Source organism: Micromonospora sp. NPDC049114 (assembly GCF_040648635.1).
In the GTDB taxonomy this organism is placed as follows: domain Bacteria; phylum Actinomycetota; class Actinomycetes; order Mycobacteriales; family Micromonosporaceae; genus Micromonospora.
The window spans coordinates 116,781-134,209 of sequence record NZ_JBEZEA010000003.1 but is presented as its reverse complement, the minus strand read 5'-3'; the positions used below and the strand labels follow the sequence as shown (position 1 = coordinate 134,209).

Genomic DNA, 17,429 nt, shown 5'->3' with positions numbered 1-17,429 from the left:
GCCTGACGGATTGGTGACACCGCCCCCGCGCGTGCGGGACGTTCGGGCACGTCGTCGGCGGGTACGGTAAGAACCGGTTCGGCGTCCGTCGATGCGTTAGGCCCGCGAGGGGGTCCCATGACCACCGGAGGAAGCGAAACCGACCTGCGGACGGTCACCGAGCGGGAGTTCCTCGACGAGCTGGTGGCGGTCACCCGCGAACGCGTCGCCACCCAGTTCCTCTACCTGATGGCGCAGGACGACGCAGTCATCGGGGTCCAGTGGGAGCAGCCCGGCGTGGACCACCTCCGCCGCTACCAGGTCCGCGACGCCTGCCCGCACTGCGTCGTCCTCGATGCGGTGGTGGCGCTGGCGCCGATGCTGCCACTCGACGTGCTGCGCGCCGCGCGCACCGGCCCCCAGTACGAGACGGTGCTGCGCACCGGCCGGCTGCCCCACCTCGCGTTCGCCCGTCCGGCCGGCCCACCCGGCGCGAGCTGGCTGGGGGACTGCCACGCGGTCGACGGTGACCCGCACTCCGCCGCCGACTGCCCGAGGCACGCTGTGCCCCGACCCACCGGCGACCCGCTGGAGCTGCGCCTCGGGTCGCTGCCCCGGGCCGTCCGGGAGCTGTACCCGCACGACGACGCCGCGACCGCCGACCTGGCACAGCGGTTGCGGATCGCCCAGGACTGGCGGGCCGACGCGCAGGCGGTGGCGAGCGGCATCCGCGAGGCGGCGGCGACCTGGGCGTTCCTGCGCACCTCCTGCGTGCTGGGTGTGCCGGTGCCCGGCGTCAACGGTCTCGTGCTCACCCTGCCGCCGGGCCAGGCCCCGGACGACCGACCCCTGGCCGAGCTGCACGCCGCGACGGTGCGCGCCGTGCCCACCGGTGGCCAGCTGCCCTACCAGGAGCGGGCCTGCCTGCTGCCGGAGCCGACGTCGGGAACGCACCGCATGCCGACGTACGCCGGCGCGGTGGATCTGACCGCCGCGGCGCCGGTGCGCACGCTGCGCCTGCCGTCGCCCCGCCGACCGCTGAGCACCACCGGCCGGGGCGTGCTGCTGCTCTACGAGGCCCGGCACGCCATGGGCCGGCACTTCGCGAGCGCGCCGGTGCGCGACGCCGCGTACTGGGATTCCGAGGCGGCGTTGAACGTCTTCGAGTTCACCCTGCTGGAGCGGGTCGCCGGGCGGCACTACCAGGAGGCTGTGGCGGCCTACCTTCAGGCGCTGCGCCGGGAGGGCGACCTGCTCGCCCGCCCGCACAAGGTGCTCGACCGGCGTCGGCGCAAGGCGCTCTCGCTGGCGTTCGGCGGGCTGGACGACGAGGAGCTGCACCTGTGGGCGTCGGTCGCGTACCGCAACGCCATCCTGGAGCTGCTCGGCGACCTGAAGGCGTTCGCGCTGCACCTGCGCATCCAGGCCGGCTGAGCTGCCGTCTCAGAGCACCTGGGCGAGGAAGCGGCGGAGCCGGGGATGCTCGGCCCCCTCGAAGATCCTCTCCGGCGGGCCGGCCTCCAGCACCACACCCCGGTCCATGAAGGCGACGGTGTCGGCGACGTGCCGGGCGAAGCCCATCTCGTGGGTGACCACCACCATGGTCATTCCGGCGGCGGACAGGTCGGTCATCACCCCGAGCACCCCCTTGACCAGTTCCGGGTCGAGCGCCGAGGTGGCCTCGTCGAAGAGCATCACCTCGGGCCGCAGCGCCAGCGCACGGGCGATCGCCACCCGCTGCTGCTGGCCACCGGAGAGCTGCGCCGGCCGGGCATCGGCCTTGCCGGCGAGCCCCACCAGCTCCAACTGGTCGCGGGCGACCGCCACCGCCTCGTCCTCGCCGAGCTTGCGCAGCCGCCGCAGAGCCAGGGTGACGTTGCGCAGCACGCTCATGTGCGGGAAGAGGTTGAACTGCTGGAACACCATGCCCACCCGCTGGCGCAGCGCGTCCGGGTCGTCGCGCAGCACGCTGCGCCCGTCCAGCAGCACGTCGCCCCGGTCGGGCTCGATGAGCCGGTTGAGGGTACGCAGCAGAGTGGACTTGCCCGACCCGGACGGCCCGATCACGCAGGCCGTCCCACCCCGCTGCACGCTCAGGTCGACGCCGCGCAGCACGCGGTTCGGCCCGAAGGCCAGGTGGACGTCGCGCGCCTGGAGGCTCACCGAGGTGGTGGTCGCGGTGGTGGTCATCGCCGGTCTCCTTCCGGGGCCCCGGCCAGCGCCAGGTCGTCGTCCTCGTCGTCGGCGGGTGCGGTGGCCGGCCGGCCGTTGCGCAGCCGTCTGTCGATCCAGTTGACGACGTGCGTCAGCGGGACGGTCAACGCCAGGTAGAAGAGCCCGGCGAGCAGCAACGCGGACTCGTTGCCGGTGGTGGCCGCGTAGTCCTGCCCGATGCGGAACAGCTCCCGCTGGCTGGCCACCAGGCCGAGGAAGTAGACCAGGCTGGAGTCCTTGATCAGCGCGATGAGCTGGTTGACCCAGGCGGGCAGCACCCGCCGGATGCCCTGCGGGATGATCACCAGCCGCATCGCGTCGGCCCAGGAGAAGCCGAGCGCCCGCGCGCCCTCCAACTGGGCCGCCTCCACCGACTGGATGCCGGAGCGGAAGATCTCCCCGATGTACGCCGCCGCGATCAGCGACAGCGCGAGGACGCCCAGCGGGTACGGGTCCGGTCCCCAGACCCGCATGCCGAGCGGTGCCAGCCCGACGCCGATCAGCAGGATCGTCGCCGCGGCCGGCAGCCCGCGGAAGACGTCGGTGTAGACGCGCGCCGGCCAGCGCAGCCATCGACTGCGCGAGATGCCGGCCACGGCCAGCAGCAGGCCGAACACCGTGCCGAGCAGGGCGGCGGAGACCGCCAGGATCAGCGTGTTGGGCAGCCCGACGGTCAGCATCTCGGGCAGCGCCTCGCGCATCGCGTCGGCGTCGAAGAAGGTCTCCCACAGGGTGCTCAACGGATCCATCGGTCGCCTCTCCTACCGCCCTGCTCGCTCGTCACCGGTTCAGGACGCAGCCGACGCCGACGGCACGGCGGACGCGGACGGCGCCGCCACGGTGCCGCTGCCCGGGGTGAAGTCCGCCGGGATGGGGCGGCCCGGGTAGTACTGGGCCTGCAACCGGCTCCAGGTGCCGTCGGCGATCACCTCGTCGAGGCCCTTGTTCAGCGCCTCGCGCAGCTTGTCGTTGCCCTTGGCCACGGCGTACGCGGTGGGTGCCGGGCTGAGCTGCTTGGCCGCCACGGTGATCTTTCCCTTGCTGTCGGCGGCCGACTTCTCGCCGATCTCCGCCGGGGCGATCCACGCGTCGGCGGTGCCCGCCTTGAGCTGGTTGATCGCGCCGTTGTAGTCCGGCACCCGCACCGGGTCGAGCTGCTTGCCGGTGGCGTAGTCGTCCTGGACGGTGCCCTGGACCACCACGACCCGCTTGCCGGCGAGCTGGTCGAACCCGGTGATCGGCGAGCCGGCCGGCACGTCCAGCCCGAAGTAGCCGAAGTCGTAGCCGTTGCCGAAGTCGACTGTCTTCTTCCGCGCCTCGGTGATCGTGATCGAGGAGCTGCCGACGTCGAACTTGTGGTTGTTGACCTGGGAGAGCAGCGCGGAGAAGTCGGTTCCGACGAACTCGACAGTCAGGCCGAGCTTGCCGGCCACCGCGGTCAGCAGGTCGTTGTCGAAGCCGGTGAACTTACCGTCCTTGAGGTACACGTTCGGCGGGGCGTCGGTGAGCGTGCCGGCCCGCAGCACGCCGGCCTGCGCCAGCCCGTACGGGTTGCCGGCGGCGCCCGACGAGTCGTCGCCACCGCACGCGGCCAACCCGCCGGCAACCAGCAGGGCCGCCCCAACGGCAACCACACGGCTCAGGACAGAAAAAGATCGCACGGGTGTCTCCAAAAGGGTGCATTGACCCGGTCGATCATGAAGTTGTTGCCCCGACACGCCGGTCGGACGGGCAACAACTTCATGATCGACGCGAGGGTCGAGTGGGGTGGGCGAGGGCGCCCGGGGAGGGGAGGGGTCAGCGCGTCAGGCGGCGGTACACGCCGCGCTGCGCATTCGCATCAGGTCCACGTGGCGACGCCGGGTCAGGGTCGGCATGAGCCGACCGGCCGGTGGCGTGGGGCTGAGGATGATGCGCATACGGTCTCCCGGGTCTGTTGCTGACCTGGGTGCCAGGCCACGCTTGCGCCGGCGTCCTGCCGGTGCCTGGTCCTCACCCGGGGCACCCCACCGCGGAGGAGGGTTGCCGGCCAGCGAGCCGGGGCTTCGCGCTGGCACTCATGACCTGCGCCGAGGCTAGCAGCTCCGACCGGTGGACCGTCCAGCCGTTATGACCACGCTCACCGTCCGCGACGGTTCGACCGGCAGGTCAACCGGCGTGCACGTGCGGCCGGCGGCGCGGGTCGGGCTCCTGGCGACGCAGGATCTCCCGGGTGACCGAGGCGATGGCGCCCTGCCCGAACGCCAGGTAGCGCAGGAGGTTGCGACCCGGGCCACCCTCGCTCCACTCGAAGTAGATGTGTGGCCGTCGCCGGCTCCGGTCGCGGATCTCCAGCAGCAGGGCGGCGAGCGCGGTGGGCACCGACGAGCCGGTCAGGCTGAGCACCGGGTAGCTGTCGTGCGCCACGCTGCCGCGCACCGGCAGCTCGGTCTCGAAGTCCGACGGGTCGGTGACGTGGACCTCGACGAAGATGACGTCGCTGTCGTCGGGGAAGTCGTTGTCCGCCATGGTCTGTGCCAGCTTTGCGCGGTACTCGGCCGGGTCGCGGCGCTCCGGCTCGTGCGCGATGAGGCGGATCCGACGGGTGGCCCGCTCGTCGATCATCCGGGCGGCGGTCGGGTCCAGCTCGACGTGGTCGACGCGCAGCTCGTAGGCCCGCATGAGCCGGGACAGCACCGACACCAGGATCATCCCGCCGATGAAACAGGCGGCGATCTTGACGCCGTCGGGGCGTTCCACGACGTTCGCCACAGTGGTGTAGACGAAGATCAACGCGATGGTCCCGAAGGCGTACGTCCGCCCCCGCTGGCGCCGTCGTCGCGCCGCGAGGGTCACCGCCGTCGCCGCCGAGGTGATCAACACCAGGACCCCGGTGGCGTACGCGCCGCCCTGCGCGTCCACGCTCGCGGAGAAGACCACCGTGATCACGAACGCCACGGTGGTGAAGACCAGCACCAGCGGCCGGACCGCCCGCGCCCAGGTCGGGGCCATGCCGTACCGCGGCAGATAACGGGGTACGAGATTGAGCAACCCGGCCATCGCCGACGCGCCCGCGAACCACAGGATCCCGATCGTCGACAGGTCGTAGACGGTGCCGAACACGCCGCCGAGGTGCTGGTGCGCCAGGTAGGCCAACGCCCGGCCGTTCGCCGGCCCGCCCGGCTGGAACGCCTCCGGCGGGATCAGCACGGTGGTGGTCACGCTGCTGGTGATCAGGAAGACGCTCATCGTCGCGGCGGCGGTGGTGAGCAGCCGCCGCGCTCCCCGGATCCGGCCCAACGGCCGGTCCTCCGAGTCCGCGCGATCCCCCCGGATGTGCGGCATCACGGCCACCCCGGTCTCGAAACCGGACAGGCCCAACGCGAGCTTCGGGAACACCAGCAGGGACAACCCGACCACCAGCAGGGGATCGCCGTGCCCGGTGCTCAGCGCGTTCGTCCAGTCTCCGACCGCGCTCGGATGGGTCACCACCCGCCACAGCGCGTCGGCGATCACCACCGCGTTCAGCCCCAGGTAGACCGCCACCAGGACGACGGCGATCCCGATGGCCTCGCCGAATCCCTTGAGGAACACCGCGCCCAGCAGTGCCACCAGCAGCAGCGTGAGGAGCACCTCGTGTCCCTTGAGCCCGCTCGGCCAGAACGGGTTCTCGTCGATGTGGGCTGTCGCGTCCGCCGCCGAGAGGGTGATGGTGATGATGAAGTCGGTGGCCGCGAAACCGAGCAGCACCAGCACGAACAGCTTGCCCGGCCAGTAGCTCAGCAGGCGTACGAGCATCGCGATCGAACCCTCACCGTGCGGGCTCTCGACAGCCACCCGCCGGTACACCGGCAGCGCGCCCAGCAGCGTCACCAGCACCAGCACCAGCGTCGCCACCGGCGACAGCGCCCCGGCCGCCAGCGCCGCGATGCCCGGCTGATAGCCCAGCGTCGAGAAGTAGTCGACACCGGTCAGGCACATCACCTTCCACCACGGGTGGTGCCGATCCTCGGGCGGGCGCCCGCCCGGGCCGGAATGCCGCGCGGCCCGCTCCGTACCGCCGTCGAGCAGCCAGCCGCGCAGCCGCCCACCGCGCCTGTCGCCCTGCACCGGCGCTTCCCCCGTCCTCCGCCCATGGTCACCGCGAGTATCCGCCCGGTCGCACGCGCCCGTCCCCGGGTACGCCGAACCCGCCCGTCCCCGGTGGGGGCGGCCGGCGAGTCGGAGGGTTTCGGCCCGGGGGCAGAGGGGATGCAGCGCCTCCGGCGCCCCGCACCGAACCGCCCGGTCGGGCCGGGAGGCCGCCGGATCGGATGCCACCGGGGAAGGAGCGGGTCATGGTCGGCGGCCGTCGATTCCGCCCGGGTGGTGGCTTCGGCCGTCAGCTCGACGAGCACGAGACCCGCGTCGGCGTGCCCCCACCGCCGGCACCGCCCCCGCCCGCCGGTGGCATGGTGGACAGTGCGGTCTACATCCGGGGACACCGGTTCGCCTCGCCGGCCGGCCTCGCCGAGACGTACTCCTGCCTCCAGGAGCAGGACGACGCGATGGCCTGGATCGGGTTGTACCGGCCCGACATCGACCAGATCTCCTCACTGGCGCGCGAGTTCCGCCTGCACGACCTGGCGGTGGAGGACGCGATCAACGCCCACCAGCGACCCAAGCTGGAGCGGTACGGGCACACGCTGTTCGTGGTGCTGCGTGCCGCCCGCTACGACGACCTGCGGGAGGAGGTCGAGTTCTCCGAGCTGCACCTGTTCATCGGGCCCGGTTTCGTGGTGACGGTCCGCCACGGCGAGGTGCCCGACCTGGCCGCGGTGCGGCGGCGGATGGAGGCCGACGCGCCGATGCTGGCCCAGGGGCCCGAGGCGGTCCTGTACGCGATCCTCGACCAGGTCGTCGACGGGTACGCGCCGGTGGTCGCCGGGTTGGAGAACGACATCGACGAGATCGAGACCCAGGTCTTCGGGGGTGACCCGAACGCCAGCCGGCGCATCTACGGGCTCAGCCGGGAGGTCATCGAGTTCCAGCGGGCCGCCCGGCCGCTGCTCACCATGCTCGACGCGTTGGCCACCGGCGCCGGCAGCTACGGCACGGACGAGGAACTGCTCCGCTACCTGCGTGACGTGACCGACCACCTCACCCAGGTGGTCGAGCGGGTGGACGGGTTCCGGCACCTGCTGCAGAACATCCTCACCGTCAACGCCACCCTCGTCTCACAGCAGCAGAACGAGGAGATGCGCAGCCTGACCGCGGCCAGCTACGCGCAGAACGAGGAGCTGAAGAAGGTCTCCTCGTGGGCCGCGATCCTGTTCGCGCCCACGCTCATCGGCACCGTGTACGGCATGAACTTCGTCCACATGCCGGAGCTGAACTGGCGCTTCGGCTACCTGTTCGCGCTGCTGCTGATGCTGCTGGTCTGCGGAACCCTCTACCTGGTCTTCAAGCGGCGCGGCTGGCTCTAGCGGCGGGGCGCCGGGCTCACTCGATGCCGCGCAGGATGTGCCGCTCGTCCTCGCTGTCGTCGTCACCGGCGCCGATGCGACCGAGCAGCACGGCGGCGGCCCAGATGGTCAGGGGCGTGGCCGCCCCGGTCATCCCGCCGCCGGTCCGGTCGTGGCTGGTCTGGCTCCGCTCCGTGCGCGGTGGCCTGCGCTGAGCCTGCATGGGCCCTGCCTCTCCTCGTCGAAGCCGCCGCGGGCGGCGCGGTGTGCGCCCGCGCCCCCGGCCGGGCGGCCCGCTCGCGCGGGTCACCACGGGTACGGCATCCACGTCGAACCATCCCACGCCCGGCCACATCCGCACCCCCTGTTTTCGGTTTCCCGACTGTCGCCCGCCAAACCGGACATCTCGCCTCGATGGTGCATCGAGTGGCGGAGTGGGTAGCGAGGTACGGGTGAGCGGATCTCTCGACACCGCCGTGCAGGTCACCACCGGACGTGGAGCCCTGCCCCGCTACCTCGTCGCCGCGACGCTCGCCCGCGGCGCGGACGCCGGCGCGACAGTGGGCGTGGTGCTGCTGGCCACCGTGTCACAGGTCGGGGTGGCCCGGCCGGCCCTGCTCGGCGGGCTGCTGGCCGCGTGCCTGACCGCGCCGCACCTGCTCGGGCCGCTCATGGGTCGCTGGCTGGACCGGGCGCCGGACGGCCGGGGCCGGTTGGCGGCCGGCTTCGTCACGTACGCCGTAGCGGTCTCGACGGCCGCGCTGCTGCTCGGCCGGGTGCCGGTAGGTGTGCCGGCCGCGTTGCTGGTCGTTGCCGGGGCCTGCGGGCCGCTGCTGACCGGCGGACTGAGCAGCCGGCTCGCCGGGCTGCTCGACCCGGACGAGCGCGCGCAACGTCGCGGTCAGGGGTGGGACACGGTGACGTACGGGGTCGGTGGCAGCGCCGGTCCGGCCGCCGTGGCTGCCCTCGCCGCCCTGGCCGGGCCTCGGCCGGCCCTGGTCGGGTTGGGTGCCGCCACCCTGCTCGCGGCAGCCCTGGTGGGGACGCTGCCGGCACGCGCACCCGCCCGGCGGGGGCCGGCGCGGACGACGCCCGCCGCCCGCGGAGCGCTGCGGGCGCTGCTCGGTCCCGGACCGCTGCGCCGGGTCACCGGGGTCACCTCGCTCGCCGCGCTCACCGGCGGAGCGGTGTCGGTGCTCGCCGTCGCGCTCGCGGCGGACCTCGACCGGGAGGCGGTCTCCGGCGCGCTGCTGGCCGCCGCGTACGGCGGTGGAAACCTCGCCGGCGCGCTCCTGGTCACCGCGTTTCCGCTGACCGGTGACCCGGAACGACTCACCGTCCGGTGGGCGGCGCTCGGCGCGGTGGGGATCGGGCTCTGCGCGGCAGTGCCCAGCTTCGGGCTCGCGGTGGTCGCGTTCGCCCTGGCCGGGGCGGCGACCGCGCCGCTCTTCGCGGCAACCCTGGCCGCCCGTTCGGCGTACGCGCCGGACGCCGTGCGGACGCAGGTGTTCGTGTCGACGGCGGCCCTGAAGGTGGCCGCCGGCTCGCTCGGGACCGGGCTGGCCGGTGCGCTCGCCCCGCTCGGTCCGCGCCTGCTGCTGGTGGCCGGAGCATCCATCGCGCTCGCGGCGGCGGTGGCGGCGACGGTGTCCGCGCGCCGGAGCGTCGACCGCAAGGACGGCCAGGACGGCTAGGACAGCGGGTGGGCGATGCCGCGGGCGTGGTCGGTGAGGGCCGCGCCGACCACTGTCGCCGCCAGCGGCAGCACCTCCAGGCAGCGGCGCACCGCGGCGGCCATCAGCGTGTTCGGCACCCGCATGGACAGCGTGCAGTGCGGCACCCAGCGCCCGGGCTGGTAGTGCTCGACCAGGGTGATGCCGGCGGCGGCGAGCCGGCCGTGCACCAACCGGTGGTGCGCGAGCAGTTCCGGCGTGGGCGCCGGGCCGAGCCAGAGCACCCGCCCGACGAACTGCCCCGCGTGTTGGAAGTCGAGTCGTAGGGGAGCCGCCACGACGGTGCCGCGCAGCGCCTCCGCGACCTGGTCGGGATCGAAGCGGGGCGCGACAGCGAGCGAGACGTGCGGGCGGTGCCGCTGCTCCAGCAGCGAGCGCATGCTCTGCACGCCCTCGGCCTCCAACGCGTCCCACAGCACCCGGATCCGCCGGGTGGCATCCGGGTCCAGATACAGCTCCAGCGCCGCGACCACGTGATCACCGTAGCGGCCGAGGTCCGGCTGTCGGTGCCCGGCGGTACCGTGATCGGAAACCGACCAGGAGGCGTGCCCAGTGGACGTGAGTGACCTGCTGACCGAGACGTACGACCGGCTGCCCGACCTCGTCCGCGCGGCGGTCGACGGCCTCTCCCCGGAGCAGCTGCGCCGGGCGCCCGGCGAGGGCGCCAACCCGGTCGGGTGGCTGGTCTGGCACCTGACCCGCGTCCAGGACCACCACGTCGCCGACCTGCTCGACGCCGAGCAGATCTGGGAGAGCGGGGACTGGGCGGGGCGGTTCGGGCTCGCCGCCGACCCGCACAACACCGGCTACGGCCACACGCCCGCACAGGTGGCTAAGGTGCGGCCGGAGAGCGCCCAGGCGCTGATCGACTACTACGGGGCGGTTGCGGCGCGTACCGGAACGTTCCTGGCCGGGCTGCGCCCGGCGGACCTGGACCGCGTCGTCGACGAGTCGTGGGACCCGCCGGTCACTCTCGGCGTGCGGCTGGTCAGCATCGCCGACGACGACCTGCAACACGCCGGGCAGGCCGCCTACGTCCGCGGCCTCGTCGAGGCCGACTGACCCGCGTCCCCCGGTTCACCCGGTTCGGGTGACTCCCGCTCACCCCGCGCCGGGTGATCCTGACCGGATGCGGGAGGTGACCTGATGGACACGACGGCGGCGCGGTTCCTGCAGGACCTGGACGGCAGCCGGCGCCCCGACCTGGCCGAGACCACCGCCGGGACGCTGCGGCTCGACATGCGCGGCGAGGGCTGCACCGATCACTGGTACCTGACCGTCGCCGACCAGCACGTCCGGGTGACCCGGTCGGCCGACGACGCCGACCTGCTGGTCCGCGCCGACCGGGCGGTCTTCGACCAGCTGGCCAGCGGTCAGCTGCACCTCGCCGAGGCGTTGCTGCGCAACGAGCTGACCGTGCGCGGCGACATGGCGCTGCTGATGCTGCTGCGGCGGATCTTCCCCGGCCCGGCCGACGCGCGGCATCCCCGTGCGCTGGGCCGGGCGGCCCTCGCGGGACAGGACAAGGCGCGATGAGGCAGGAGCAGGTTCATGTGATCGCCGGCAACGTGTTCGCCATCAGCGACGCCCAGGGCGACATGGAGGTCGATCCGCAGGCGCCGGTCGGGCTCTTCTCGTTCGACACCCGTTTCCTGTCCCGCTGGGTGCTCACGGTCGACGGGGAACGCCTCAACGCGCTCTCCCGCGACGACATGACGTACTTCGAGACCCGGTTCTTCCTGGTGCCCGGCGCGGCGAGCCACTACGTGGACGCCGACGTGTCGATCATCCGGCACCGCTCGGTGCACGACTGCTTCCACGAGCAGATCACCGTGCTCAACCACTCGCCGAAGCCCGCCGACTTTACCGTGCGGATGGAGGTCGGCGCCGACTTCACCGACATCGCCGAGGTCGCCGACGTCGCACAGCCCCGACCGCGCGCCGTCCGGATCGCGGCCGACACCGACCGTGCGGCGCTCGTGCTGCGCTACGAGCGGGAGCGGTTCGGCCGCGTCACCACCGTGCGCAGCACCGCCCCCGCCGAGGTCGACGAGGGGGGATTCACCTTCCGGATCAGCGTCCCGCCCGAGGGGGCGTGGGAGACCACCCTGCACGCCAGCATGACGATGCAGGGCGAGGGCGACCGGGACATGCGCGCCGACCTGGAGTCGCACCAGCAGGTCCTGCGGCGGGGAATGGGTGACGACCTGACCGCGTGGCTGGCCCGGGCCCCGCAGTTGGTGGCCGAGCGGGCCGGCCTGGAGGAGACGTACCAGGGCGCCCTGGCCGCCCTGGCGGCGCTGCGGTACGAGCCGCTCGCGTACACCGACCCGGTGCCGGTCGGCGGCCTGCCGTGGGCGATGGGACTGTGCGGGCGGGACAGCATCATCACCTGCCTGCAGAGCCTGGCGTTCACCCCCGAGCTGGCCCGCGCGACGCTGCGAATGCTGGCGCTGTTGCAGGGTGGCCAACTCGACGACGACCACGACGAGGAGCCGGGCAAGATCCTGGTCCAGCTGCGCTACGGCGAGTTGGCCGCGTTCGGCGAGCGGCGCAGCGCGCTGGACTACGGCGCGGCCGACACCACCCCGCTGTTCGTGGTCCTGCTCGACGAGTACGAGCGCTGGTCCGGCGACGCGGAGCTGGTGCGCGAGCTGCGCCACCCGGCCCGGCGGGCGTTGGACTGGATCGACGAGTACGGCGACATGACAGGTGACGGCTACGTGCGCTACCAGAGCCGTAACGAGCGGCACGGCGTGGTGAACCAGTCCTGGAAGGACTCCCCGGACGCGATCGCCGACGCGCACGGGCGGTTGCCCGCCTTTCCCCGCGCCACCTGTGAGGTGCAGGGCTACGCGTACGACGCGAAGCGGCGCGGCGCCCGGCTGGCCCGCACGTTCTGGGGCGACCCCGAGTACGCCGACCGGCTCGATCGGGAGGCGACGGCGCTCAAGGAGCGGTTCAACAGGGACTTCTGGCTGCCGCACCGGGAGTACTACGCGTTGGCGCTGGACCCGTACGGCGAGCAGGTCGACGCGCTGGCGTCCAACATGGGGCACCTGCTGTGGAGCGGGATCGTCGCGGACGATCGCGCCGAGGCTATCGCCGAGCACCTGCTCGGGCCTCGGCTGTTCAACGGCTGGGGGGTGCGGACGTTCGCCACCGGCCAGCGGCCGTACAACCCGGTGGGCTCGCACCTGGGGGCGGTCTGGCCGTCGGACAACGCCCTGATCGCCGCCGGCCTGCGGCACTACCGCTTCGACACGCACGCGGCCCGCATCGCGGCCGGCATCTTCGACATGGCGCAGACGCTGGGCGGAGCGGTGCCGGAGCTGATCGCCGGTTACGAGCGGAGCCTGACGAAGTATCCGGTCCAGTTGCCCTCGGCCGGTCGTCCCCAGTCGTGGTCCTCCGGCGCGCTGCTGATGTTGCTGGGCACCCTGTTGGGCCTGCGGCCCACCGGCGAGGACCTGCTGGTGAATCCCGCCCTGCCCACCGGCTTCGGAGGTGTCGAGCTGCTCGACATTCCCGGCCGGTGGGGGCACACCGACGCGTACGCCGGTGACCGTTCCACCCACCCGGGGGCCCGCCCGCGGACCCGACGGCGATCGTGACTCAGCGACCGTCGCTCCGGCCTGTCGCACCGTCGGCGTCCTGATCGGGCGACGGGGACACATGGGCCGGGGCGGGGCGCCGGTGGTGTGCCTGGGCGTTGCGGAAAGCCTGCACGGCGAGGCTCAGTCCGGCCAGCTCGTCGGGACGCGGCGCGGCGCGCACCGCCGTCAGGAGCAGCACGACCGGACGCGTGCCGGTCGACGGGTCGACGGGGAAACCGCCGAGCAGCCGCTCGGCGGTTTCCTGGTCCATCCGGTCCGCGTTCATCTCTTGTCCCTCAGCGCCGACCCCGCGGGCGATGTCACATCCGCGCCCGGAGCAGGGGACCGGTGGTGACGGCACGAGGCGAGGCGCCGAGGGCCGGGGCGGGGCTCAGCCCATGGTCTTCGACCCGTCGATCGCCTCACGCAGGATGTCGGCGTGACCCGCGTGCTGCGACGTCTCGGCGATGAGGTGCAGCAGCACCCGCCGGACCGTCCAGCTCGCACCCGGCTCGAACCAGGGCGCCTGCGGCAGCGGGTGGGCCGCGTCCAGATCGAGGGTGGCGATCAGCTCGTCGGTGTGGGCGGCCACCGCCTGGAACCGCTCGACCAGCCCGGCCAGGGTCTCGCCCGGCGCCATCCGGAACTGGCCGACCCAGTCGATCTCCTCGCGCTGCATGGCCTCCGCGCCACCCACGGCGAACCGCATCCACCGCTCCTCGGTGCCGGCGACGTGCTTGATGAGCCCGCCCGGGCAGAGCTCGCTCACGGTGCTGCGCGCGGCGGCCTGCTCGTCGGTCAGACCGTCGACGGTGTGCAGGAGGAAGCCCCGGTGCCGGCGCAGCGTCTGCAGCAGGTCGGCCCGTTCCCCGGTGAGCTGCGCGGTGCTGGTCATGGTGTGCCCTTTCCGTCGAGGTCGGTCGGGCGCCAGCCTAGGAGCGGGTACCGACACTTCGGGGTCGGACACGACGAGAGCGCCGGCCGCCAGCGGTTGCCGATCGGGCCGCGGGACTGTCCACTGAACGACATGGGTGTGATCAAGGTGGGCACGTCGTCCTGGGCGGACCAGACGTTGCTGCGCTCCGGCTGGTATCCGCGCTCGGCCAACACGCCGGCCAGCCGGCTGGCCTTCTACGCGGGGCGGTTCCCGCTGGTCGAAGTGGACACGTCCTACTACGCCGTTCCGGTGCCGGAGACGACACAGGGCTGGGTCGACGCGACGCCCGACGACTTCACCTTCAACGTCAAGGCGTTCAGCCTCTTCACCGGCCACCCGACGCCGGTCGCCGTACTGCCCCGGGATCTGCGGCCGGCCGCCGGCCCGAGCCGGGTCCGCCGTCGCGATCTGCCCGAGCAGACGTACGACGAGCTGTGGGCCCGTTTCCGGGCGGCGCTGGACCCGATCGCGGCGGCCGGCAAGCTGGGCGTGGTGTTGCTGCAGTTCCCGCCGTGGTTGGCGCGCGGGGCGGCCGCCGAGCGTCGCATCGTGGAGCTGGCGCAGCGGTGCCGGCCGTGGCGGGTGGCGGTGGAGCTGCGGCACGCCTCCTGGTTCGACGGCGACGCCGCCGCCGCGACCCTGGACCTGCTGCGCGCGTACGACCTGTCCCTGGTCTGCGTCGACATGCCGCAGGGGCATCCGTCGTCGGTGCCGCCGATCCTGACGCGCACGGCGGAGCCCGCGATCGTCCGCTTCCACGGCCACAGCGACGCGTGGGGCGACGGTGACAAGCAGGACAAGTTCCGCTACGCGTACGACGAGTCGGAGCTGCGGGACTGGGCCGTGCGGCTGGCCGAGCTGGCCAGCGACGTCGACGACCTGCACGTGCTGTTCAACAACTGCTGCGCCGGGCAGGCCCAGCGCGACGCCACCCGGCTGGCGCAGCTGCTCGCCGAGACCATGCTGGCCGATCCGCGGGTGCCGCCCGGGCCCCGTGGACCGGCCGACGGTCACCCCGTAGCGGCACGGGCCACGTCGACCGGCTGACGCCACTGCTGCCCGCGTGCACCCCGTTCGGAGCGGGCACGCGGGCAGCGTCGGTTGATCAGGAGCGTCGGCCCCGGCTGCGCAGCGCGTCCTCGGACCGCTCGTTGATGTCCGCGTCGTCGGGGAAGCTCCGACCGCTGGGCGCCGGATCCGGCGGCGCACCCGGCCCGGCCATCGTCGTACGGGTGGGTTCGACCGAACCGAAGCCGTGCCGACCGGCCGGACCGCTGCGGCCAGCCGGGGCGCCCGCGCGCCGCTCACCGCGCCGTCCCTCGGGCACCGCTGTCTCCTCGCTGCCCTCGTCCATCGGCGAGTCGTCGTCGGTGCCCCACGGCGCGTCGGCGTCGAAGCCGTCGCCGGTGCCCCACGGGTTGACCGCCTCCGGTTCCGGCCGATCGCCACCGCCACTGCTGCGTCCCTCGTGTGCCGTCATGGCCACCTCGCTCGTCGGTCCGCCGCTACTACCGACGGACGGAATGCCCGTCTCCGGGCCGGTCCTGCCCGCTCGGCACGCCGTGGAGCGTGGCGGGCGCGCAGGGCCGGCCGGCGTCCCGCCGTCGACGGTCCGGCGGGAAGCCGGCCGGCCCGACGCTCAGCGTCCGGACATGGCCATCTGTCGCTTGCCCATGCCCATGCCCATCTTGGCCATGCTCATCGGCGCACTGCGGATCCCGCCGGTGCGGTTGAGGATCCCGCGCAGCACCTGACCGGGCTTCTGCTGCTCACCCATGTACGCGGTGACGACGACAAGTGATCCCGTCAGCGCCGGAATCGCCCACTGGAGCAGCTTCATCTGCCGCTGCGAGGAGGCGACGCTGGCCGGCGTCTGGTGGTTGGGCTCCGTGGCGCCGCTCACCGGCGGACCGCCCGCCTTCTCCAACCGCATGCCGACCAACCGGCTGTAGCCGGTGACCGCGAGCGCGCCGATCGTCAGCGCCGTCTTGATGGCGCTGGCCCGGCCGACCCCGCGTTGGGCCGCCACCCGTGGGCTCTCCGTGACCAGTTCGCCGACCGCGCCGGCCAGGTGCGCGCCGATCGCGGCCGCGTTGACCGGCGTCCACTTCGACCAGCCGGCCGAGGCGACCGGCAGTCGCTGGGTCGAGTCGTTGATTTTCGCCGCTGCGCCGTTGACGCCGAAGGCACCCATGAGGGAGCCGCCGAACCAGGCCGCCAGACCCAGATCGTGCATCGAGCGCAGTGCGGTGTGTCGTTCGGACATGTGATCCCCTTCCGCCGTGTCGGGCGATGCGGCTTACCCGCCGCCCGGGCGGCTAACCCCGTCGCCTGTCGGCCGATCCCCGTCGCCTCGACACGACGGGGACGTACGGGCGTCGCGGTCGGAGATCGCCTCCGGGAGGAGTCGTCCGCGTGGTGGCGGGTAGATCCGTCCGACGCCGACGAAGGAGGGGAACGCGATGTCGCAGCCGGATGAGGTCCGCGAGAAGACCCCCAAGACCGACGCGGTGCTCATGCACCCGGACAACGATCCGCACCGGAACACCGCGGAGGTCGCGCCGCGCAAGGACCACGCGCAGATCCAGGTGGAACGCGACGACGAGCTGGTGCCGCTGGACCCGCAGGAGTGAGCGGGGCGGGCCGCCCCGAGCAGCCGGTACGGCTCAGCGGGGCGGCAGGTCCGCGGCGAAACGGGCGATCCGCCCGGCCAGTGGTGTGCCGGCGCGGACCCAGGTGAAGTGGTCCAGCGGCGCCCCGGCGTCCGCCACCGTGTACCGCTCGCGGGTCACCGGTGCGGCCGTGAGCTTCGCGCAGAGGTGGTCCATCGTCTCGTGCGGGGTGTACTGGTCGTCGTCCACGCTGATCGCCAGCACGGGTGTGCGTACCGCGCGTACCGCCGCTTCGGTGTCCGTGCCGTCGAGGCGGGGAAAAAGGCCGGTTCGCGCGGTGTGTGCCCAGTCGCGGATCACGCCGCGCGCCTGCCGACCGCCGAAGCCCCACCCGGGCCAGACGCCGAGCAGCGCCGCGGTGGCGGCGATGCCCTGCGTGTACGGCAGAACGCCGAGCCCTCGGCGACCCGGATAGGTGCGCCAGTACGGGATGCCCACCGCGACCAGGGCCAGAGCGTCCACCGCGTCGCCGCCGTGGCGGGCGAGGTGCAGCAGGGCGGCCTGCCCGCCGAGGGAGTGGCCGAGCAGCACCCGGGTACGCCCGTCGAGCCGCGGCTTGAGGGCGGCCAGGACGGCGCCGATGTCGCTGGCCAGCTCGGTGTAGCCGTGCCGGTCGGCGCGGCTCGGCGCGGGCGTGCTCGCTCCGGTGCCCCGCAGATCCGCGACGATCACGGCCAGGCCGGCGGAGCGCAGCGCGGCGGCGAACGGCCGGTAGTAGCGGGCGCGGACCCCCATCGCGGGCCAGATCACCACCACGGGAGCGCCGGGCGGGCCGGCCGGCTCGGGATAGACCTGCACACCGAGCCGAGCGCCGTCGACGTCGACGAACTCCTGCACGTACTCCGGGTCCCCGTTCACCGGCTCAGCGTACGGCC

General features: G+C 73.1%; 19 protein-coding genes and 1 riboswitch. Of the genes, 8 read left to right on the top strand and 11 right to left on the bottom strand.

Annotated features, from left to right (window positions below):
- The first annotated feature begins 117 nt into the window (after nt 1-117).
- Nucleotides 118-1,413 carry a hypothetical protein gene (locus AB0B39_RS13530; RefSeq protein ID WP_357574443.1) on the top strand — a complete coding sequence of 432 codons (1,296 nt, stop codon included), beginning with the start codon at nt 118-120 and terminating at the stop codon, nt 1,411-1,413.
- Between the two features lie 9 nt (nt 1,414-1,422).
- On the opposite strand, the gene AB0B39_RS13525 is transcribed toward AB0B39_RS13530, so the two are convergent.
- From AB0B39_RS13525 to AB0B39_RS13510, 4 genes are all read right to left on the bottom strand, one after another.
- Nucleotides 1,423-2,169, bottom strand: coding sequence for an amino acid ABC transporter ATP-binding protein (locus AB0B39_RS13525; protein WP_357495144.1), 747 nt, complete (start codon nt 2,167-2,169; stop codon nt 1,423-1,425).
- A complete protein-coding gene (locus AB0B39_RS13520) occupies nt 2,166-2,942 on the bottom strand; it encodes an amino acid ABC transporter permease (RefSeq protein ID WP_357574442.1) in 777 nt (258 codons plus the stop codon). The genes AB0B39_RS13525 and AB0B39_RS13520 overlap by 4 nt, the downstream gene beginning before the upstream one ends.
- Before the next feature lie 39 nt (nt 2,943-2,981).
- Nucleotides 2,982-3,827 (bottom strand): ABC transporter substrate-binding protein, encoded by an 846-nt coding sequence (locus AB0B39_RS13515; RefSeq protein WP_357574441.1) that lies wholly within the window; start codon nt 3,825-3,827, stop codon nt 2,982-2,984.
- Nucleotides 3,828-4,146: 319 nt separating this feature from the next.
- Nucleotides 4,147-4,258, bottom strand: a riboswitch (SAM riboswitch).
- Between the two features lie 83 nt (nt 4,259-4,341).
- Complete coding sequence (locus AB0B39_RS13510) at nt 4,342-6,282, bottom strand: amino acid transporter (protein ID WP_357574440.1); 1,941 nt, start codon at nt 6,280-6,282, stop codon at nt 4,342-4,344.
- Nucleotides 6,283-6,509: 227 nt separating this feature from the next.
- On the opposite strand from AB0B39_RS13510, the gene corA reads away from it, so the two are divergent.
- Nucleotides 6,510-7,637, top strand: coding sequence for a magnesium/cobalt transporter CorA (gene corA / locus AB0B39_RS13505; RefSeq protein WP_234582234.1), 1,128 nt, complete (start codon nt 6,510-6,512; stop codon nt 7,635-7,637).
- A 16-nt stretch (nt 7,638-7,653) separates the two neighbouring features.
- Here corA and AB0B39_RS13500 read toward each other — a convergent pair whose 3' ends face one another.
- Nucleotides 7,654-7,839: a hypothetical protein gene (locus AB0B39_RS13500; protein ID WP_007457747.1), complete on the bottom strand. Its 186-nt coding sequence runs from the start codon at nt 7,837-7,839 to the stop codon at nt 7,654-7,656.
- A gap of 229 nt (nt 7,840-8,068) precedes the next feature.
- Here AB0B39_RS13500 and AB0B39_RS13495 point away from each other — a divergent pair, with 229 nt between their 5' ends.
- On the top strand, nt 8,069-9,310 hold the full coding sequence (locus AB0B39_RS13495) for an MFS transporter (RefSeq protein ID WP_357574439.1): 1,242 nt from the start codon (nt 8,069-8,071) through the stop codon (nt 9,308-9,310).
- Here the strand turns inward: AB0B39_RS13495 and AB0B39_RS13490 are convergent.
- Complete coding sequence (locus tag AB0B39_RS13490; protein WP_357574438.1) at nt 9,307-9,822, bottom strand: 2'-5' RNA ligase family protein; 516 nt, start codon at nt 9,820-9,822, stop codon at nt 9,307-9,309. The genes AB0B39_RS13495 and AB0B39_RS13490 overlap by 4 nt on opposite strands.
- A gap of 79 nt (nt 9,823-9,901) precedes the next feature.
- On the opposite strand from AB0B39_RS13490, the gene AB0B39_RS13485 reads away from it, so the two are divergent.
- The 3 genes from AB0B39_RS13485 (at nt 9,902) to AB0B39_RS13475 (ending at nt 12,963) form a co-directional block, all read left to right on the top strand.
- Nucleotides 9,902-10,411: a DUF664 domain-containing protein gene (locus tag AB0B39_RS13485; protein ID WP_357495133.1), complete on the top strand. Its 510-nt coding sequence runs from the start codon at nt 9,902-9,904 to the stop codon at nt 10,409-10,411.
- A gap of 84 nt (nt 10,412-10,495) precedes the next feature.
- Nucleotides 10,496-10,885 (top strand): SCP2 sterol-binding domain-containing protein, encoded by a 390-nt coding sequence (locus tag AB0B39_RS13480; RefSeq protein ID WP_357574437.1) that lies wholly within the window; start codon nt 10,496-10,498, stop codon nt 10,883-10,885.
- Nucleotides 10,882-12,963 carry a glycogen debranching N-terminal domain-containing protein gene (locus tag AB0B39_RS13475; RefSeq protein WP_357574436.1) on the top strand — a complete coding sequence of 694 codons (2,082 nt, stop codon included), beginning with the start codon at nt 10,882-10,884 and terminating at the stop codon, nt 12,961-12,963. Before AB0B39_RS13480 ends, AB0B39_RS13475 begins: the two co-directional genes overlap by 4 nt.
- A gap of 1 nt (nt 12,964) precedes the next feature.
- Here AB0B39_RS13475 and AB0B39_RS13470 read toward each other — a convergent pair whose 3' ends face one another.
- Both AB0B39_RS13470 and AB0B39_RS13465 read right to left on the bottom strand, forming a co-directional pair.
- Complete coding sequence (locus AB0B39_RS13470) at nt 12,965-13,231, bottom strand: hypothetical protein (RefSeq protein WP_357495127.1); 267 nt, start codon at nt 13,229-13,231, stop codon at nt 12,965-12,967.
- A gap of 105 nt (nt 13,232-13,336) precedes the next feature.
- Nucleotides 13,337-13,840 (bottom strand): DinB family protein, encoded by a 504-nt coding sequence (locus tag AB0B39_RS13465; RefSeq protein WP_234582227.1) that lies wholly within the window; start codon nt 13,838-13,840, stop codon nt 13,337-13,339.
- Between the two features lie 132 nt (nt 13,841-13,972).
- Here AB0B39_RS13465 and AB0B39_RS13460 point away from each other — a divergent pair, with 132 nt between their 5' ends.
- On the top strand, nt 13,973-14,929 hold the full coding sequence (locus AB0B39_RS13460) for a DUF72 domain-containing protein (protein WP_357574435.1): 957 nt from the start codon (nt 13,973-13,975) through the stop codon (nt 14,927-14,929).
- A gap of 58 nt (nt 14,930-14,987) precedes the next feature.
- Here the strand turns inward: AB0B39_RS13460 and AB0B39_RS13455 are convergent, their stop codons facing one another.
- Both AB0B39_RS13455 and AB0B39_RS13450 read right to left on the bottom strand, forming a co-directional pair.
- Nucleotides 14,988-15,362, bottom strand: a complete 375-nt coding sequence (locus AB0B39_RS13455; protein WP_357495123.1) for a hypothetical protein — start codon at nt 15,360-15,362, stop codon at nt 14,988-14,990.
- A gap of 159 nt (nt 15,363-15,521) precedes the next feature.
- Nucleotides 15,522-16,148, bottom strand: a complete 627-nt coding sequence (locus tag AB0B39_RS13450; protein WP_234582224.1) for a hypothetical protein — start codon at nt 16,146-16,148, stop codon at nt 15,522-15,524.
- A 196-nt stretch (nt 16,149-16,344) separates the two neighbouring features.
- Between AB0B39_RS13450 and AB0B39_RS13445 the strand changes: the two genes are divergently transcribed.
- Nucleotides 16,345-16,515: a hypothetical protein gene (locus AB0B39_RS13445; RefSeq protein WP_357495121.1), complete on the top strand. Its 171-nt coding sequence runs from the start codon at nt 16,345-16,347 to the stop codon at nt 16,513-16,515.
- Nucleotides 16,516-16,548: 33 nt separating this feature from the next.
- Here the strand turns inward: AB0B39_RS13445 and AB0B39_RS13440 are convergent, their stop codons facing one another.
- Nucleotides 16,549-17,412 carry an alpha/beta fold hydrolase gene (locus tag AB0B39_RS13440; RefSeq protein ID WP_357495119.1) on the bottom strand — a complete coding sequence of 288 codons (864 nt, stop codon included), beginning with the start codon at nt 17,410-17,412 and terminating at the stop codon, nt 16,549-16,551.
- Nucleotides 17,413-17,429: the final 17 nt, after the last annotated feature.

What these genes read in the sequence shown, in the direction of transcription:
- AB0B39_RS13530 (WP_357574443.1), top strand. Translation starts at nt 118, where the DNA reads ATGACCACCGGAGGAAGCGAAACCGACCTGCGGACGGTCACCGAGCGG.
- AB0B39_RS13525 (WP_357495144.1), bottom strand. Translation starts at nt 2,169, where the DNA reads ATGACCACCACCGCGACCACCACCTCGGTGAGCCTCCAGGCGCGCGAC.
- AB0B39_RS13520 (WP_357574442.1), bottom strand. Translation starts at nt 2,942, where the DNA reads ATGGATCCGTTGAGCACCCTGTGGGAGACCTTCTTCGACGCCGACGCG.
- corA (WP_234582234.1), top strand. Translation starts at nt 6,510, where the DNA reads ATGGTCGGCGGCCGTCGATTCCGCCCGGGTGGTGGCTTCGGCCGTCAG.
- AB0B39_RS13500 (WP_007457747.1), bottom strand. Translation starts at nt 7,839, where the DNA reads ATGCAGGCTCAGCGCAGGCCACCGCGCACGGAGCGGAGCCAGACCAGC.
- AB0B39_RS13480 (WP_357574437.1), top strand. Translation starts at nt 10,496, where the DNA reads ATGGACACGACGGCGGCGCGGTTCCTGCAGGACCTGGACGGCAGCCGG.
- AB0B39_RS13475 (WP_357574436.1), top strand. Translation starts at nt 10,882, where the DNA reads ATGAGGCAGGAGCAGGTTCATGTGATCGCCGGCAACGTGTTCGCCATC.
- AB0B39_RS13470 (WP_357495127.1), bottom strand. Translation starts at nt 13,231, where the DNA reads ATGAACGCGGACCGGATGGACCAGGAAACCGCCGAGCGGCTGCTCGGC.
- AB0B39_RS13465 (WP_234582227.1), bottom strand. Translation starts at nt 13,840, where the DNA reads ATGACCAGCACCGCGCAGCTCACCGGGGAACGGGCCGACCTGCTGCAG.
- AB0B39_RS13460 (WP_357574435.1), top strand. Translation starts at nt 13,973, where the DNA reads ATGGGTGTGATCAAGGTGGGCACGTCGTCCTGGGCGGACCAGACGTTG.
- AB0B39_RS13455 (WP_357495123.1), bottom strand. Translation starts at nt 15,362, where the DNA reads ATGACGGCACACGAGGGACGCAGCAGTGGCGGTGGCGATCGGCCGGAA.
- AB0B39_RS13450 (WP_234582224.1), bottom strand. Translation starts at nt 16,148, where the DNA reads ATGTCCGAACGACACACCGCACTGCGCTCGATGCACGATCTGGGTCTG.
- AB0B39_RS13445 (WP_357495121.1), top strand. Translation starts at nt 16,345, where the DNA reads ATGTCGCAGCCGGATGAGGTCCGCGAGAAGACCCCCAAGACCGACGCG.